Annotated in this window: 18 protein-coding genes; 10 read left to right on the top strand and 8 right to left on the bottom strand. The window is 58.2% G+C overall.

Features of this window, described 5'->3' with window-relative positions; genetic code table 11:
* Positions 1 to 56 precede the first annotated feature (56 nt).
* Complete coding sequence (locus EDF81_RS11230) at positions 57 to 401, top strand: nitrous oxide-stimulated promoter family protein (RefSeq protein ID WP_123348211.1); 345 nt, start codon at positions 57 to 59, stop codon at positions 399 to 401.
* A gap of 3 nt (positions 402 to 404) precedes the next feature.
* Here EDF81_RS11230 and EDF81_RS11225 read toward each other — a convergent pair whose 3' ends face one another.
* The 6 genes from EDF81_RS11225 to ascF all read right to left on the bottom strand — a co-directional run bounded on the left by EDF81_RS11225 (position 405) and on the right by ascF (position 5,711).
* Positions 405 to 1,355, bottom strand: a complete 951-nt coding sequence (locus EDF81_RS11225) for an alpha/beta hydrolase (RefSeq protein WP_123348210.1) — start codon at positions 1,353 to 1,355, stop codon at positions 405 to 407.
* 112 nt (positions 1,356 to 1,467) lie between these two features.
* On the bottom strand, positions 1,468 to 1,896 hold the full coding sequence (locus EDF81_RS11220; RefSeq protein ID WP_123348209.1) for a molybdopterin-binding protein: 429 nt from the start codon (positions 1,894 to 1,896) through the stop codon (positions 1,468 to 1,470).
* 101 nt (positions 1,897 to 1,997) lie between these two features.
* Positions 1,998 to 2,282 (bottom strand): NadS family protein, encoded by a 285-nt coding sequence (gene nadS, locus EDF81_RS11215; protein ID WP_123348208.1) that lies wholly within the window; start codon positions 2,280 to 2,282, stop codon positions 1,998 to 2,000.
* Position 2,283: 1 nt separating this feature from the next.
* Positions 2,284 to 2,616 (bottom strand): type II toxin-antitoxin system RelE/ParE family toxin, encoded by a 333-nt coding sequence (locus EDF81_RS11210; protein ID WP_123348207.1) that lies wholly within the window; start codon positions 2,614 to 2,616, stop codon positions 2,284 to 2,286.
* Between the two features lie 195 nt (positions 2,617 to 2,811).
* Positions 2,812 to 4,236, bottom strand: coding sequence for a 6-phospho-beta-glucosidase (locus EDF81_RS11205; RefSeq protein ID WP_123348206.1), 1,425 nt, complete (start codon positions 4,234 to 4,236; stop codon positions 2,812 to 2,814).
* A gap of 20 nt (positions 4,237 to 4,256) precedes the next feature.
* Positions 4,257 to 5,711, bottom strand: a complete 1,455-nt coding sequence (ascF, locus tag EDF81_RS11200) for a PTS cellobiose/arbutin/salicin transporter subunit IIBC (protein ID WP_123348205.1) — start codon at positions 5,709 to 5,711, stop codon at positions 4,257 to 4,259.
* Positions 5,712 to 5,762: 51 nt separating this feature from the next.
* Between ascF and EDF81_RS23945 the strand changes: the two genes are divergently transcribed.
* Both EDF81_RS23945 and EDF81_RS11195 read left to right on the top strand, forming a co-directional pair.
* On the top strand, positions 5,763 to 5,945 hold the full coding sequence (locus EDF81_RS23945) for a hypothetical protein (RefSeq protein WP_148049925.1): 183 nt from the start codon (positions 5,763 to 5,765) through the stop codon (positions 5,943 to 5,945).
* Between the two features lie 40 nt (positions 5,946 to 5,985).
* The gene (locus tag EDF81_RS11195; RefSeq protein ID WP_123348204.1) at positions 5,986 to 6,999 is read left to right on the top strand and encodes a LacI family DNA-binding transcriptional regulator; all 1,014 of its coding nucleotides are present in this window, start codon (positions 5,986 to 5,988) and stop codon (positions 6,997 to 6,999) included.
* Positions 7,000 to 7,003: 4 nt separating this feature from the next.
* Here the strand turns inward: EDF81_RS11195 and norW are convergent, their stop codons facing one another.
* Together norW and norV are read right to left on the bottom strand one after the other, a co-directional pair.
* Positions 7,004 to 8,140 (bottom strand): NADH:flavorubredoxin reductase NorW, encoded by a 1,137-nt coding sequence (gene norW, locus EDF81_RS11190; RefSeq protein WP_123348203.1) that lies wholly within the window; start codon positions 8,138 to 8,140, stop codon positions 7,004 to 7,006.
* A complete protein-coding gene (gene norV / locus EDF81_RS11185; protein WP_123348202.1) occupies positions 8,137 to 9,585 on the bottom strand; it encodes an anaerobic nitric oxide reductase flavorubredoxin in 1,449 nt (482 codons plus the stop codon). The genes norW and norV overlap by 4 nt, the downstream gene beginning before the upstream one ends.
* 192 nt (positions 9,586 to 9,777) lie before the next feature.
* Between norV and norR the strand changes: the two genes are divergently transcribed.
* The 7 genes from norR (at position 9,778) to recA (ending at position 16,915) form a co-directional block, all read left to right on the top strand.
* Positions 9,778 to 11,301 carry a nitric oxide reductase transcriptional regulator NorR gene (gene norR, locus EDF81_RS11180; RefSeq protein WP_123348201.1) on the top strand — a complete coding sequence of 508 codons (1,524 nt, stop codon included), beginning with the start codon at positions 9,778 to 9,780 and terminating at the stop codon, positions 11,299 to 11,301.
* 92 nt (positions 11,302 to 11,393) lie between these two features.
* Positions 11,394 to 12,482 carry a lytic murein transglycosylase B gene (gene mltB, locus EDF81_RS11175; protein ID WP_123348200.1) on the top strand — a complete coding sequence of 363 codons (1,089 nt, stop codon included), beginning with the start codon at positions 11,394 to 11,396 and terminating at the stop codon, positions 12,480 to 12,482.
* Between the two features lie 237 nt (positions 12,483 to 12,719).
* The gene (locus EDF81_RS11170; RefSeq protein WP_123348199.1) at positions 12,720 to 13,367 is read left to right on the top strand and encodes a metal ABC transporter ATP-binding protein; all 648 of its coding nucleotides are present in this window, start codon (positions 12,720 to 12,722) and stop codon (positions 13,365 to 13,367) included.
* On the top strand, positions 13,364 to 14,227 hold the full coding sequence (locus tag EDF81_RS11165) for a metal ABC transporter permease (RefSeq protein WP_123348198.1): 864 nt from the start codon (positions 13,364 to 13,366) through the stop codon (positions 14,225 to 14,227). The genes EDF81_RS11170 and EDF81_RS11165 overlap by 4 nt, the downstream gene beginning before the upstream one ends.
* 12 nt (positions 14,228 to 14,239) lie before the next feature.
* Entirely contained in the window at positions 14,240 to 15,118 is an 879-nt protein-coding gene (locus tag EDF81_RS11160; protein WP_123348197.1) for a metal ABC transporter substrate-binding protein, read from the top strand.
* A 143-nt stretch (positions 15,119 to 15,261) separates the two neighbouring features.
* Positions 15,262 to 15,759 carry a nicotinamide-nucleotide amidase gene (gene pncC, locus EDF81_RS11155; RefSeq protein WP_123349039.1) on the top strand — a complete coding sequence of 166 codons (498 nt, stop codon included), beginning with the start codon at positions 15,262 to 15,264 and terminating at the stop codon, positions 15,757 to 15,759.
* 91 nt (positions 15,760 to 15,850) lie between these two features.
* Positions 15,851 to 16,915 (top strand): recombinase RecA, encoded by a 1,065-nt coding sequence (gene recA / locus EDF81_RS11150; RefSeq protein ID WP_123348196.1) that lies wholly within the window; start codon positions 15,851 to 15,853, stop codon positions 16,913 to 16,915.
* Positions 16,916 to 16,984 lie beyond the last annotated feature (69 nt).

Raw genomic sequence — 16,984 nt, 5'->3', positions numbered from 1 at the left:
GGTTCCCGTCTTTGTAAGGTGTATTATTAATGCACTTTTAAGAGGCGGGAACTGTTATGTCCGGAAAACGCATCCTTCGTGAAAAGCTGACCATCGGTAAGATGATTGCGCTCTGGCAGTGCAGCGGCCCGCAGGCTTCTGAAAGCGCAGAGCACTATCAGGCGCTGCAGGCCTACGCGAACAAGCGCCTCGATAAATGTGTATTCGGTGAAGAGAAACCCGCCTGCAAACAGTGTCCGGTCCACTGCTATCAGCCTGCGAAGCGGGAAGAGATGAAGCAGATTATGCGCTGGGCAGGTCCACGTATGCTGCTACGTCACCCGATACTGACCATCCGTCATCTGATTGATGACAGACGGCCCGTTCCTGAACTCCCCGAAAAGTACCGTCCGCGAAAATAACCCTCAGGGCTTTTTCTCCGGCAGGGCGGCGATCCAGTTCATAGCCATCTGCGGCCAGAGTGCGGCCGGCATTCCCTGAACGTTTCTGATCCCAAATCCGTGCTTACCTTCGGCAAACAGATGCAGTTCTGCCGGGACTTTTTTCGCCCGCAGCGCGTTAAACATCACCAGCGAGTTATCCATCGGTACGGAAGGGTCGTCCACGGCGTGCATCAGGAAAGTGGGCGGCGTATCGGCGGTGACGTGCAACTCCGGTGAATAGCGGTTCAGCTGCGCGTCCGTCGGCTTATCGCCGGTCAGCTCTTTTCGCGAGCCGGGATGGGCGATGGCCTGGTCCATGGAGATCACCGGATAGCCGAGCAGCACGAAATCGGGCCGTGCGCTCTGGCGGTCAATGGCGTCCGTCGGGCGATACACGCCTTCCTGATAGCGCGTCTCCAGGCTGGCTGCCAGATGGCCGCCCGCTGAAAAGCCCATGACGCCAATTTTACCGGCGTCGAGGTTCCACTCCCCGGCGCGGGCGCGTAGCGTCCGCAGCGCCCGCTGGGCATCTGCCAACGGCGCATCCGCGCCTTCCGCATGGCCGTCGCCGGGCATCCGGTAGGTCATCACAAACAGGGTGTAGCCGCGGGCGTTAAACAGCGGAGCCAGATCGCTGCCCTCTTTATCCAGCACCACGCGCTTATAGGAACCGCCGGGGATCACCAGCAGGGCCGAACCGTTCGGTTTTTCCGGTGCATAGACGGTAATCTCCGGCGCACGAATCCCGGTTACAGCCCTGTCGGGCAGGGCGGGATCTTTACTGCGTTCACTGAGTTCATAGCGCACTGAGCTGGTGCTGGCGCCAGGCGCTTCGCCGCCGGGCCAGACAGGAAACGACATCGGGCCTGTGGCAAGGGCGGTTTGAGAGGCGCACAGCAGCAGTGCGGCACCGGAAAGCGATAAAGCATTCATAAGCGTCTCCAGAGTGAAAACGCTTATGTATCATTGGCGGGGAAGCAGTAACGCGAGAGCAATCACAAAATACTGTTTTATAAAAAATGAAATAAAACAGGTGGTTGAATGATTACGCGCGGGTCGCGATAAGGATCGCCGAGGCTTTGATCAGGGCGATAACGCGTTTGCCCTGGGTCAGGTTCATCTCGTCGCGGCTTTCGTTAGTGACCACGGCGACAATCTCAAAACCGGCATCGGTCTGCAGATGAACGGTGGCATTCACCGCGCCCTCGCTGACCGACGTGATTTCACCGGCAAACTGGTTGCGGGCAGAGAATTTCAGGCCACAATCTTCGCTGGCAAGGGTCACCCACGGGGCTTTAATCAGAGCAATGGCCTCTTTCCCGGGAACCAGGCCCAGCGCCTCTTTACTGCTGGTGGTCACTACGGCGACCAGTCGGGCACCGCCGGACAGCGTCAGTTCAATTTCATCATTCACGGCGCCGTGCGAGGTTGCGCTGACGGTGCCTGTAAGCTGGTTACGTGCTGAAACGGCCATACTCATCTCCTTTGATAAACGGTTATCCTGCCCAGCCTAACACAACCTTTGCGGCGTTGCCTTTGCACTAAAGGAGGAGGGCGTGGGCTGGTATGAGTCTATTAGTGCGCAGCAAGTTCGTGGAAGAAAGCCGGATTGGTCTGGATCACGGCCAGAACTTTTGCCGCCAGCCCGGTAGGGTTGCGGCGTTTTGCTTCCCAGCTTTTGATGGTATCAATGCTGGTCCCTAACGCGTTGGCCATCTCTGCCTGGGAGACGTTGAGCTGCTCTCTTATGGCCCGGACATCAGCAATTTCATAGCGTGTCACGCGGGCCGGTTTTTTAACACCGTTTTTGATGTCAACTGCCTCTTCCAGCGAGGTTTTCAGATCGTTAAAAAAAGTCATTTTACACCTCATCTTTCAGTCGTTTAGTCAGCTTTTTAAGCTCGGCCTTTTCTGTATCAGTCAGACTGTCTTTAATACTTTTCGGATATACCATTACCAGCCAGATAATCTCTTCTGTTGCCAGGAAATAAATCACCCTTGCGCTACCGCTTTTCCCCTGCGGGCCCGTGGCCATTCTGATTTTGCGTAGCCCACCTGTTTTCTGTATCAGGTCGCCTTTCTCGGGGAACTGGATAAGCGTTTTTTGCAGTTCTTTAAGCTCATCATCAGTGGCAATCTGTTTTATCTGGCGGGTAAACATGGGCGTTTCGATAAACTCAATCGCGTGATCCACGGGCACTCTCCCTGTGAGGTACATAGTACACTAGTTGAGTACTATGTACACCTTTATTTGGTTGCTTTGTGAGCTGAGGGTAGTGTATTGACTGGAGAGGGGTAAATCAGGAGTGCGTCGTTTTCCGTAGCGGCTCGCAGAGTGGAGATGTTCTGCTCCTCTCGCTGTGGGAGAGGAGCAGTGGGAAGGCAAATCTTAGTCGAGGTCCGCCCCGTTGCTGGCAATCACTTTCTTATACCACCAGAACGATTTTTTACGCGTGCGCGTCAGGCTGCCGTTGCCCGCGTCGTCGCGGTCCACGTAGATGAAGCCGTAGCGCTTGCTCATCTCGCCGGTTGAGGCGGCAACCAGGTCGATACAGCCCCAGCTGGTATAGCCGATGACCGGGATCCCGTCGGCAATCGCATCGCCCATGGCGCGGATATGCTCGCGCAGATAGCTGATGCGATAGTCATCATTAATCTCGCCGCGGACGTTAAACTCATCCTTCGCGCCCAGGCCGTTTTCCACCAGGAACAGCGGTTTCTGGTAGCGGTCGTACATCATATTCATGGTGATACGCAGGCCCAGCGGGTCGATACCCCAGCCCCATTCGCTCACCTCGATATGCGGGTTGCGCAGGGATTTCACGATATTGGCGGCGCTGGTGTTAGAGGCGTTCATATCCGCCGAGGCGCAGCGGGAGGCGTAGTAGCTGAAGGAGACGAAATCGACCGTGTTCTTCAGGATTGCGGCATCGCCCGGTTCCATCTCCACGGTCACGCCTTTGTCGCGAAATACGCGGGCGGCCCAGACCGGGTAAGCTCCGCGGGCCTGAACGTCGATAAAGAACAGGTTTTCGCGATCTTTCTCCAGCGCGGTCCAGACATCTTCCGGCTTGCAGGAGTAAGGATAGAAGTTACCGCCCGCCAGCATGCAGCCAACCTGATTGGCCGGGTTGACCTCATGGGCGATTTTCGTCGCCAGCGCGCTGGCCACCAGCTCGTGGTGCGCGGCCTGGTATTTCACCTGCTCCTGATTTTCACCTTCCTCAAACACCAGTCCGGCACCGGAGAAGGGGCTGTGCAGCATGATGTTGATTTCATTGAAGGTCAGCCAGTACTTCACCAGACCGTCAAAGGCTTCAAAACAGGTACGGGCGTAGCGGGCGAAGAAATCGACCATTTTACGGTTACGCCAGGAGCCGTACTCTGTCACCAGATGCATCGGGACGTCGAAGTGGCAGAGCGTAACCAGTGGCTCGATACCGTACTTTTTGCACTCTTCAAATACCGACCGGTAAAAGGCGATACCCTCGGCGTTGGGCGTCAGCTCGTCGCCGTTCGGATAGAGGCGGCTCCAGGCGATAGAGGTGCGAAACACGCCAAAGCCCATTTCCGCCATCAGGGCGATATCTTCTTTATAGCGATGATAAAAATCGATCGCCTGATGGCTGGGATAGAACTCATCCTCGCGCAGGGCAAAACGCTTTTGCTGGCCGATTTTCACCGCCAGGCGATTCTCGCCGTGGGGGATCATATCAACGGTGGTCAGCCCTTTACCGCCCTCGCGGAAGGCCCCTTCCGACTGGTTGGCGGCCAGTGCGCCGCCCCATAAAAATCCTTCTGGAAAGACAGACATGCGTTTCCTCGCTGTGGTCATCAAACTCGTGCTTCTGTAACGGTGGCAGGCGTAGCGGCCTGCAGCTTACGGGCTTTTTCGGCCTCGTCTTCCACCGGAATATCTTCAAATCCGAGAATCAGGGTCAGAACAAAGGACAGAACGACCGCCAGTGCCATCACGCCGAATACCCAGGCGATCGTCATCGGGTTAGCCGGGTCGAAGAACTGGACGCTGGTAAACAGGCCCGGAGCTGCCATTGAGTGGCTCGCCAGTCCGGCGATACCGGCGACCGCGCCGCAGATAAAGCCGCTGATCAGGCTGGCGATAAGCGGACGTTTCAGACGTACCGCCACGCCGTACAGCGCCGGTTCAGAAATGCCCGCCAGAATGGCCGATGCCGCCGCCGCCATCGCCGTCTGACGCAGTTCAGGGTTTTTCGTTTTCCATGCCACCGCCAGGGAAGAGCCGCCCAGGGACAGGTTAGCGCCAATTTCTGACGGCATGACCATCCCTTCTTTGCCGGTTTCGGCGATAGTCTGAATAATGGTCGGGGTAAAGACGCGGTGCATCCCGGTCATCACCAGCAGCGGCCAGAGTGCGCCCATAATGGCGACCGACAGCCAGCCCAGATAGTCATGAATGGTGTACACCAGCGCGGAGATGGCGCTACCGATCCAGATCCCAATCGGGCCAATCAGCATAATCGCCAGCGGCGCCGCGATCAGCACGATCAGCATCGGCTTAAGGAAGTTTTTAGTGACCGCCGGGGTAATACGATCCACCCAGCGTTCGATATACGACAGGCACCAGGTCATGACCAGCGCCGGGATCACCGTGTAGGTGTATTTCACCGCGGTGACCGGCACCAGAGCGAACTCAACCACCTGGCCCTGGGCGGCTTTCGCCATCAGGTCGATAAAGCTCGGGTGAACCAGCACCCCGGCAATCGCAATCGCCAGCGACATATTGGTTTTGAATTTAACGGCGGCAGAGGCGGCCACCATCAGCGGCAGGAAGAAGAAGGCGCCGTCGCCGATCACGGTCAGGATCGCAAGGGTAGAAGAGCCTTTCTCCAGCACGCCGCTCATCTCGAGGATCATCGCCAGAAGCTTGATCATCGAACCGCCGATAATCGCCGGGATCAGCGGAGACATGGTGCCGATCAGCGCATCGAGGATACCCGCACCGATACGCTTCAGGGTCAGTTTTTGCTTACCTGCTGGCTGGGCTGGCTGCATATCCGTTGGCAGCAGGCTGACCACTTCACGGAAAGCGTGGGATACCGTGTTGCCGATAATCACCTGGCACTGGGTTTCGTTACGCACCACACCCATCACGCCGCTAATGCCTTTCAGCGTCGCCGTATCCACCTGGTTTTCATCTTTTACAACAAAGCGCAGACGCGTCATACAGTGGGTGACGGCTGCAATATTTTCCGCGCCGCCGAGGGCTGAGACCACGCCGTGGGCTAACGCCGCATAATTCTTAGACATAGGATTTTTATCCTGATTTATCAATAAGATGTTTTTTTATCCGTGCCGAATATGGACATCAGCACCGATGGAACTTTGTATAGGGAACCGGTTCCACAAAAGCATGAAGAGTTTCATATGCCGAAACAAGATGCAAAATGGATGACTTTTTATATTCGTGATGCTGATCACCAAAAGGTGTCCGGTCATCGCTATTTGCTGCGCGTGGGGTGGCTGAAAATCGCCGGAGGCTGAAGTACACTGCTGCACATCTTTTTCAGACGAGCAGGAAAATATGGCAACGATGCTGGAGGTAGCAAAGCGGGCAGGGGTGTCGAAGACCACCGTATCCCGCGTGCTGTCAGGGAATGGCTACGTTAGCCTGGAGGCCAAAGAGCGCGTGCTCCAGGCCATTGAAGAGAGCGGCTACCGGCCGAATTTGCTGGCGCGCAACCTGGCGACCAAAAAGACCCAGACCCTGGGGCTGGTGGTGACCAACACCCTCTATCACGGGGTCTATTTTAGCGAGCTGCTCTCCCACGCCGCCAGAATGACCGAAGATCAGGGACGGCGTCTGATCCTTGCCGACGGTAAGCACAGCGCGGACGAGGAGCGCGAGGCGATCCAGTACCTGCTCGACCTGCGCTGCGACGCGATTATTATCTATCCGCGTTTTCTGAGCGTGGATGAGATGGATGAGATTATCGAAAGCCACTCGCAGCCGATTATGGTGCTTAATCGTCGGCTGCGAAAAAACGGCAGCCACTGTGTTTACTCCGACCAGCAGGCGTCAAGCCAGGCGGCGGTGACGCAGCTGATTGAGCTGGGCCATCGGGATATCGCGTTTATTACTGGTTCGCTGGATTCACCGACCGGCGCTGAGCGTCTTTCTGGTTACAGGGATGCGCTGGCGCGGTACGCGATTCCGCTACGTGAGTCGCTGATTGTTAAGGGTAAGTGGACCGCGGCCAGCGGAGCCGAGGGTGTGCAACAGCTGTTAGCCAGCGGGAATACGTTTAGCGCGCTGGTGGCCAGCAATGATGATATGGCGATTGGGGCGATTAAACAGCTGCATCTTCAGGGAATTAACGTGCCGGAGCAGGTGTCGGTGATTGGTTTTGACGATGTGGCGCTGGCACCCTGGATGGTGCCTGCGCTCTCCAGCGTCAGAGTGCCGGTAACGGAGATGGTGAAAGAGGCCATTAACCGGCTGATTTTTATGCTCGACGGCGGGGAATTTACCAGCCAGTCCGCCTTTCCCGGCGAGCTGATTCGCCGGGAGTCGGTGGTTAACGGCCCGACGTTCTGAGCCCTTAGCCCAGCGACAGGGATTTCAGCAGGCCAAAGGCCTCCGGCATCCGCGCTTCGCTGACCGCAAAGGCGCGCAGCGAACCCGCAGCGTCACAGCCGCGGGCCACCATACCCGCTGCATCGGCGGTAATTTGCCACTGCAAATCACGGCGGCGGGTTTCTCCTGCCAGCTGCATCGGCAGCGCCGGGGTTTTAATCTTCACCAGCATCGGAGGAAGATTCACCGGCGTGGCGTTGCCAAGCAGGCTTTTCGCCAGCGCCATGGCGCTGAGCTGGATGGGCTGCAGATACGGCATAAGCTGACCGTCGATCTCCGCGCAGTCGCCCAGCGCCCAGATATCGGGCTGGCTGGTTTGCAGGCTGCGGTCGACCTTAACACCACGGTTTACTTCCACTCCGGCACAGCGTGCCAGGGCGATTTCCGGGCGCAGACCGGCGGCGGCCACCACCACGTCGGCCTCCAGCGTGCGCTGACGGTCAAACGTTGCGCGGATCCCGTTGTTCTGCTGTTCCAGCGACTCCAGCTGCGAGTTCAGCAGCAGATGCACGCCCATTTCGGTGAGTGTATGCTGCAGGCGGCTGCTGACCTCCGGCGGCATCAGCGAGGCCAGCACGCTGGCGGCGTTATCCACGACCGTTACCGCTTTGCCGGCGCGGCAGAAATCCATTGCCAGTTCACAGCCGATTAAGCCGCCGCCGACAATCAGCACCCGCTGTGCGTCGCGAAGCCGCGCTTCGCAGGCGCGATACTCCTGCTGGCCGTTGAGGGTCAGCATCAGCTCGTGACCGGGCACCGGCGGCACGGCGCTGCTGGCACCGGTTGCCAGCACCAGCTTGTCGTAGTGCCACTGTTTATCTCCGCTGCTGACCGTATGCGCCTGCGCATCGATAGCCGTAATACGGGTGTTGGGGAACAGGCTGAGCTGGTACTGCTCGGCAAACTCCCCCGCCGTCTGGCGGGTCATCTCATCGGCGGACTGGCCCAGGCTTATCACATGGCTCAGATCCGGTTTGTTGTACTCATCCATACTGTCGGCCGCAATCAGCGTCAGGGGCATATCAGCGCTCTGTTTGCGGAGATTTTTCACCAGCTGGCGGGCAGCGAAGCCCGAGCCAATAATCAGGATGCCGCGACTCATTTTGCCTCCGTTGCCAGTTCGTCAAAGACATCTTTGCCGAGAGAGCATTCCGGACACAGGAAGTTATCCGGGACATCGCTCCACGGTGTGCCCGGTGCGACGTCCTGCATGGGTTCGCCTTTTTCCGGATCGTAAATCCACTGACAGACGCTGCACTGCATGCACGGACCGAGGTCGGCTGCAGCGGCTGCAGCACAGGCGCAGGCCTCTTGTTCCGGGGACGCTTTGACGTCAGCTTCCGGCAGGGGAGCGAGCGCCCACTGACGGGCAATGTCGCGCCCGTGCTGGCGGCAGAGTTCCAGCGCATCCATATCCGGCCGCCATTTAGCCTTCAGGCTGAGGGACATTTCAAAACCGGCATCCTGCAGGCGAGTGGAGAGGCGGTCTACCGCACCGCCGCTCCAGCCGTGGGAACCGAAGGCGCTGGCGCGTTTATTGCGGAAGCGCAGGCCGGTCATCTCTTCCACCAGGCCGGCAATTTTCGGCATCATCACGTTATTCATGGTGGAGGTCCCGACCAGCGTACCTTTGGACCGGAAGACGTTGGTTAAGATCTCGTTTTTATCGCTGCGTGCCACGTTAAAGATTTTGACCGCCACGTTAGGGTCCACTTCGTTGATGCCCTGGGCGATGGCGTCGGCCATCATGCGGGTATTATTGGACATGGTGTCGTAGAAAATAGTGATGCGATCTTCCTGATAATCCGCCGCCCATTTCAGATACAGCTCAACGATTTGGGTCGGGTTATCGCGCCAGACCACACCGTGAGAGGTGGCAATCATATCGACCGGCAGATTAAAACCGAGGATCTCGGTGATTTTTGGCGTCACCAGGCGGCTGAACGGCGTCAGAATATTGGCGTAGTAGCGCTGGCACTGTTCGAACAGTTCAGTCTGGTCCACCTCGTCGTTAAACAGACGTTCGTCACAGTAGTGCTGGCCGAAGGCGTCGTTGCTGAACAGCACCGCGTCGCCGGTCATATAGGTCATCATGCTGTCCGGCCAGTGAAGCATCGGGGTTTCAACAAAGATCAGCTGTTTGCCGTTGCCCAGATCCAGCGTGTCGCCGGTTTTTGCCACGTGGAAATCCCACTCGGGGTGATGATGGTGGCCGTTAATGGAGTCAATGGCGTTAGCGGTACAGTAGATTGGCGTGTCCGGGATGCAGGACATCAGTTCGGTCAGCGCCCCGGCGTGGTCCTCTTCCGCATGGTTAATGACGATATAGTCGATATCCGCCAGGTCGATTTCGCTACGCAGATTCTGCACAAACTCGCGGCTGAACTTATGATCGACCGTATCGATCAGCACATTTTTTTCTTCACGGATAAGATAGCTGTTATAGCTGCTGCCGCGCAGGGTTTTATATTCGGTACCGTGAAAATCGCGCACTTCCCAGTCACGTTGTCCTACCCAATGAATGTTGTTTTTTACCAGAATAGACATAGCCACCTCAGACAATAAAGAGTGTTTTTTCAAACAGGATGTCTGCCTATAATCAAGTTACGTGCCAACTTTTTAATTTATTGATATTAATGGGTTTTGTGTTTTACACTGCCTGGTTGGATGTCAATATGACTATACTTGAAGTTGTCAATATGACATCATTGGTAGTCAAAATGACAATGGAGAGTGGCGATGAGTTTTTCTACCGACGTGCTGGCGCGAATTGCCATTGAACTACAGCGGGGAATTGGCCATCAGGACCGCTTTCAGCGGCTTATCGCCACTCTGCGCGAAGTGCTGGCGTGTGACGCCTCGGCGCTGCTGCGCTATGAAGCCCGGCAGTTTATTCCGCTGGCGATCGACGGCCTTTCCCCGGACGTGCTGGGGCGGCGTTTTACCCTTGAGGGGCATCCGCGGCTTGAGGCTATCGCCCGCGCCGGGGACGTGGTGCGCTTTCCTGCCGACAGCGATTTACCCGACCCCTATGACGGCCTGATCCCCGGTCAGGAGAGCCTGAAAGTCCATGCCTGCGTCGGCCTGCCGCTGTTTGCCGGGCAGAACCTTATCGGTGCCCTGACCCTCGACGGCCTTTCTCCAGACCAGTTTGATGCGTTTAGCGATGAAGAACTGCGGCTGATTGCTGCCCTGGCGGCGGGCGCGCTGAACAATGCCCTGCTGATTGAACAGCTGGAAAGCCAGAACGTTTCGCCGGGCGACGGCGGAGCGTTTGAGCAGGCGCCCGCCGCGGAGATGATTGGCCTGTCGCCGGGCATGATGCAGCTAAAAAAAGAGATTGAGATCGTTGCCGCATCGGATCTTAACGTGCTGATTAGCGGTGAAACCGGCACCGGTAAAGAGCTGGTGGCGAAGGCCATCCATGCGGGCTCGCCGCGCGCATCGCATCCGCTGGTTTACCTCAACTGCGCGGCGCTGCCGGAAAGCGTGGCGGAAAGCGAGCTGTTCGGCCATGTGAAGGGCGCTTTTACCGGGGCGATCAGCCACCGACAGGGCAAATTTGAAACCGCTGATAACGGGACGCTGTTCCTCGATGAGATCGGCGAGCTGTCGCTGGCGCTGCAGGCCAAATTGCTGCGGGTCCTGCAGTATGGCGATATTCAGCGGGTCGGGGACGACAGCAGCCTGCGGGTAGACGTACGCGTGCTGGCGGCCACCAACCGCGATCTGCGTGAGGAAGTGCTGTCCGGGCGTTTTCGCGCCGACCTGTTCCATCGCCTGAGCGTTTTTCCTCTGTCGGTGCCGCCTTTACGCGAGCGCGGAGAGGATGTGGTCCTGCTGGCGGGTTACTTCTGCGAGCAAAGTCGGCTGCGTACGGGACTGGGACGGGTGATTTTAAGCCCCGGAGCCCGGGCGCAGCTGCTACGCTATAGCTGGCCCGGCAACGTGCGCGAGCTGGAACATGCCATTTATCGCGCTGTGGTGCTGGCCCGTGCCGCCCGCGTGGGGGATGAGGTTGTGCTGGACGTGCAGCATTTTACGTTTAGTGCCGATGCCGCGCCGCCGATGGTTCAGCCCGCCGCCGAACAGCCCGTGATTCAGAATCTGCGTGAGGCCACCGACGCCTTTCAGCGTGAGCTCATTACCCGCGTGCTGGCGGAAAAGGGGCATAGCTGGGCGGCCTGCGCCAGGGCGCTGCAGACGGACGTCGGCAATCTTCACCGGCTGGCAAAACGGCTGGGGCTGAAAAGCGCGATATAAAATCTGGTGGATCTCCCTCGCCGCGCTTCCTTGAGGCAGCGGGGATGTTTTACCATACTGGCCTTTGCCGCAATTCGTTGAATGGATAGTCTATGTCTAAGCGTCGTTATATTGCTTTCCTGCCTCTTTTAGCTCTGCTGGCGGCCTGCAGCAGCAAACCGCAAACCCAGGCGGCAGCGCCTGCCGCCACCGCGCCTTCCGGCGGCTTTTTGCTTAAGCCACAGCATGATGTGACGATGCCCGGCGGCGATTTTGCCGGTAACCCGGCGGCAGAAAAGTTTATTGAACGGATGGTGAGCAAGCACGGCTTCGATCGCGGCCAGCTGCATGAGATTTTATCCCAGGCTAAACGGCTGGATTACGTCCTGCGTCTGATGGACAAGCAGGCCCCGACGCCGACGACCCAGCCGCCTTCCGGCCCGAACGGAGCATGGCTGCGTTACCGCAAGCAGTTTATTACCCCGGACAACGTGCAGAACGGCGTTGCCTTCTGGAACCAGTATCAGGATGCGCTGACCCGTGCCTGGCAGGTGTATGGCGTGCCGCCGGAAATTATTGTCGGTATCATCGGAGTGGAAACCCGCTGGGGCCGCATTATGGGTAAAACCCGTATCCTGGACGCGCTGGCGACCCTCTCCTTTGAATACCCGCGTCGGGCGGAATACTTCTCCGGCGAGCTGGAAACCTTCCTGCTGATGGCCCGTGATGAACAGGACGATCCGCTGGATCTGAAAGGCTCCTTTGCCGGAGCAATGGGCTACGGCCAGTTTATGCCGTCTTCTTATAAGCAGTACGCGGTGGACTTTAACGGCGACGGGCATATCAACCTGTGGGATCCGGAGGACGCCATTGGCAGCGTGGCGAACTACTTTAAAGCTCACGGCTGGGTGAAGGGCGAGTCGGTGGCGGTTGAGGCCAGCGGCCAGGCCGTCGGCGTGGCAAACGGCTTTAAAACGAAGTACAGCCCGGCGCAGCTCGCCAATGCCGGTCTTAAGCCGCTGCAGCCGCTGGGTAACCCGGACCAGGTCAGTCTGCTGCGGCTGGATATCGGCACCGGCTATCAGTACTGGTATGGTTTGCCGAACTTCTACACCATCACCCGCTATAACCACAGTACCCATTATGCGATGGCGGTGTGGCAGCTGGGCGAAGCCGTCGCCCTGGCGCGCGCTCAGCAGTAACCTCCTCTTCTTCCCCTCCCGGTTGCGGGAGGGGCTCCACGAAACATTTTGTCGCACTACATTTACGCGTGCTCGTTTACATCACGCGCCGCGCTGATTATTGTTACGTTATAACATTTAATCTGGTGTGCCGATGTCTCCTTCTCTTTTTTCTCTCTCCGCGCTGACCCGCGTCCTGCTGGCCAGCGTGCTGCTTATTGTGCTGGGTCTGGCGGTTCACTGGGCGGTATTACTGCCATGATCGAACTGCAACAGCTGGTGGCGGGCTATAGCGGCCAGCCGATTACCCCGGTGCTGAATCACCGAATTGACGCCGGCAGCATGACGGCGATTACCGGAGCCAATGGCTGCGGTAAATCGACGCTGCTGAAAACGCTGGCCGGATTTATTCCGCCCGTCAGCGGCGGTCTGTGCTGGAGCGGAAAACGGCCAGTGATTGGCTGGCTGGCCCAGCGACACGCCCTGGAGGCCCAGTTTCCGGTGACCGTACGGGACGTCGTGAGCATGGGCGGTTGGCCGGGGATCTCTTTGTTTCGCGGCTTTAACCGTACGATGCGCCTGCGCGTGGAGTCAGCCCTGGATCGCGTCGGGCTACTGGCGCTGGCGGGCACCACCATTGATGAGCTCTCCGGCGGCCAGTTCCAGCGGATGCTGTTTGCCCGCGTCCTGCTTCAGCGGGCGCCGCTGGTGATGCTTGACGAACCTTTTACCGGCGTGGATGAGGCGACCTGCGAAGTACTGATGGATCTGATGCTGGAGATGCATCAGCAGGGGCAAACCCTGCTGGCGGTGCTCCACGACAGCCAGCGGGTGGCGCGGCATTTCCCGCAGGTCATGCGTCTGGATACCGTTTCCTGCGAAATGACACAGGCGGTCCCGGCATGATCTGGTCTCTCTTTTTTCAGCCGTTTATCGAGTTTGGCTTTATGCGACGGGCGCTGGTGGTTTGCCTGGCGCTCTCGGTCAGCACCACCGCGCTGGGCGTCTTCCTGCAGCTGCGGCGCATGAGCCTGATGGGGGATGCGCTGTCCCACGCCATTCTGCCCGGCGTGGCGGTGGGGTATCTGCTGAGCGGCATGTCGCTGCTGGCGATGAGTATCGGCGGGTTTATTGCCGGGATCCTGGTGGCGCTGGTGGCGGGGCTGGTCAGCCGCCGTACGCCGCTCAAAGAGGATGCCAGCTTTGCCGGTTTCTATCTCGGGTCGCTGGCGCTGGGCGTCACGCTGGTGTCTCTGCGCGGCTCCAGCGTCGATCTTCTGCACTTGCTGTTTGGCTCCATTCTGGCGGTGGATCGCGATGCGGCGATCTTTGTGACCGGCGTAGCCGGGCTGACGCTGCTGCTGCTGGCACTGTTTTATCGCGGGCTGGTCAGTGAAGCCTTCGACAGCGCCTGGCTGCAGGTTAACGCTCGCTGGCTGCCGTCGCTGCTGCACGGACTGTTTCTGGCCCTGCTGGTACTGAATCTGGTCGCCGGTTTCCAGGTGCTGGGCACCCTGATGACCGTTGGCGTCATGATGCTGCCTGCGGTGGCGGCGCACTGCTGGGCACGTACGCTGCCCGGTCTGCTTCTGTTTGCGGGTTGCAGCGGGGTGCTTTGCGCCTGGCTGGGCCTGAGCCTCTCCTGGTCTGCAGGGCTTCCGGCCGGCCCTTCGATTGTGCTGACGGCCAGCGGGCTGTTCCTGTTTTCAATTTTATTTGGCACGCGCAGCAGGCTGGCAGACAGCCTGCGGGCGCTTTTTAAGTAGCAAGGAGAAACGATGAAACGTAGTGGTGTCATTATCGCGCTGGCGCTGAGCCTGCTGGCGCAACAGGCGTCAGCGAAGACGCTGAATGTGGTAACCAGCTTCTCTATTCTGGGCGATATGGTCCAGGAAGTGGGCGGCGAACATGTAAAGGTGACCACTCTGGTCGGCCCGGATGGCGATCCGCATACCTTTGAGCCGTCGCCAAAAGATAGCGCGGCTCTGAGCAAAGCGGACGTGGTGGTGGTCAACGGTCTGGGTCTGGAAGGCTGGCTCGACCGTCTGGTGAAAGCATCCGGCTTTAAAGGAACCCTGGTGGTGGCTTCTGACGGCGTGAAAACCCATACGCTCGATGAAGATGGCAAGACGGTGACCGATCCCCATGCGTGGAACAGCGCGGCGAACGGTGCGCTTTACGCGAAGAATATTCTCGCCGGACTGGTGAAGGCCGATCCAGAAGATAACGCCGCACTGGCCGCGTCGGGACAGGGGTATATCGACCAGCTGCAACGGCTGGATAGCCAGACGAAAGCGCGTTTTAGCGCCATTCCCCAGGCGAAGCGTAAGGTGCTGACCAGCCATGATGCGTTCGGCTACTTTGGCCGCGCCTATGGCGTGACTTTCCTCGCCCCGCAGGGACTGTCATCGGAAAGCGAAGCCAGCGCGGCTGACGTGGCCGGGCTGATCCGCCAGATCAAAGCCGACGGTGTTGATACCTGGTTTATGGAAAACCAGCTCGATCCGCGTCTGGTAAAGCAGATTGCCAGCGCTACCGGCGCGAAGCCGGGCGGCGAGCTCTATCCTGAGTCCCTTTCCGTAAAAGGCGGCGTTGCCGACACCTATCTGAAAGCGATGCAGCATAACGTTGATACCATCGCCAATAGCATGAAGTAACCGGCGCAGACCGGGCTGCTCTGAGGCTGGCGTTCGCCGGCCTTTTTTTCTGAAGACGCCTCGTAAAATCACAACCTCATCCCCATCTTTCACGGGAAAGTGCTATCTTGTGCGACAGCATTTTTCCGGCAGAAGAGGTCATGATGACGGACAGTGAATTGATGCAGCTTAGCGAACAAATCGGCCTGGCCCTGAAACAGCAGGGTGCCACGCTGACGACGGCAGAATCCTGCACCGGCGGCTGGATAGCCAAGGTGATTACCGATATTGCAGGCAGCTCCGCCTGGTTTGAACGCAGCTTTATTACCTACAGCAACGAAGCCAAAGAGCAGATGGTCGGCGTGCGCGGCGAGACGCTGGCGCAGCACGGTGCGGTGAGCGAACCAGTGGTGGTTGAAATGGCCATCGGCGCGCTGAAGGCGGCGCGGGCGGGCTATGCCATCTCGGTCAGTGGCATCGCCGGGCCGGACGGCGGCAGCGAAAGCAAGCCGGTGGGAACGGTCTGGTTCGCCATTGCCAGCGCGGCAGGCGAGGGGATCACCCGCTGCGAATGCTTCGAGGGCGACCGTGAATCGGTGCGTCGTCAGGCGACGGCGTACGCATTACAGACGATGTGGCAACAATTTCTACAAAACACTTGATACTGTATGATTGTACAGTATAATCGCCGCAACAGAACAGAAATCAACGGTGGGGCGCAGCAGTGCTTTACCCGGCATGACAGGAGTAATAATGGCTATCGACGAGAACAAACAGAAAGCGTTGGCGGCAGCACTGGGCCAGATCGAGAAACAATTCGGTAAAGGCTCCATTATGCGCCTGGGTGAAGACCGTTCCATGGATGTGGAAACCATCTCTACCGGTTCGCTTTCACTGGACATCGCGCTGGGCGCTGGCGGTCTGCCAATGGGCCGTGTCGTAGAAATCTACGGCCCGGAATCCTCCGGTAAAACCACCCTGACCCTGCAGGTTGTTGCCGCCGCTCAGCGCGAAGGCAAAACCTGTGCGTTTATCGATGCCGAACACGCGCTGGACCCAGTCTATGCTCGCAAGCTGGGCGTTGATATCGATAACCTGCTCTGTTCTCAGCCGGACACCGGTGAGCAGGCGCTGGAAATCTGTGACGCGCTGGCACGTTCCGGTGCGGTAGACGTTATCGTGGTCGACTCCGTTGCGGCACTGACGCCGAAAGCGGAAATCGAAGGCGAAATCGGCGACTCCCATATGGGCCTTGCGGCACGTATGATGAGCCAGGCGATGCGTAAGCTGGCGGGTAACCTGAAGCAGTCCAATACCCTGCTGATCTTCATCAACCAGATCCGTATGAAAATCGGCGTGATGTTCGGTAACCCGGAAACCACCACCGGTGGTAATGCGCTGAAGTTCTACGCCTCCGTGCGTCTGGACATTCGCCGTATCGGCGCGGTGAAAGACGGTGAGAACGTCGTCGGTAGCGAAACCCGCGTGAAGGTCGTGAAGAACAAAATTGCGGCACCGTTTAAGCAGGCCGAGTTCCAGATCCTCTACGGTGAAGGCATCAACTTTTACGGCGAAGTCGTTGACCTGGGCGTGAAAGAGAAGCTGATCGAGAAAGCCGGTGCCTGGTATAGCTACAACGGTGACAAAATTGGTCAGGGGAAAGCGAATGCGATTAACTGGCTGAAAGAGAACCCGGTTGCGGCGAAGGAAATTGAGAAGAAGGTACGTGACCTGCTGCTCAATAACCAGGACGACAAGCCGCAGTTCGCGGTTGACGCCGATGGCGAAAGCATCGAAGACACGAAAGAAGACTTCTGATCCCCGGATCGGATAAACAAGGGCTGCTGATGCGGCCCTTTTTGTTTTCCTGCGACTGAGGAAGATATC

The sequence above is a fragment of the Enterobacter sp. BIGb0383 genome (genome assembly GCF_003751845.1).
Taxonomy (GTDB): Bacteria; Pseudomonadota; Gammaproteobacteria; order Enterobacterales; family Enterobacteriaceae; genus BIGb0383.
Note: the sequence above shows the minus strand (reverse complement) of the source record. Positions and strands in the feature narration are given on the sequence as shown.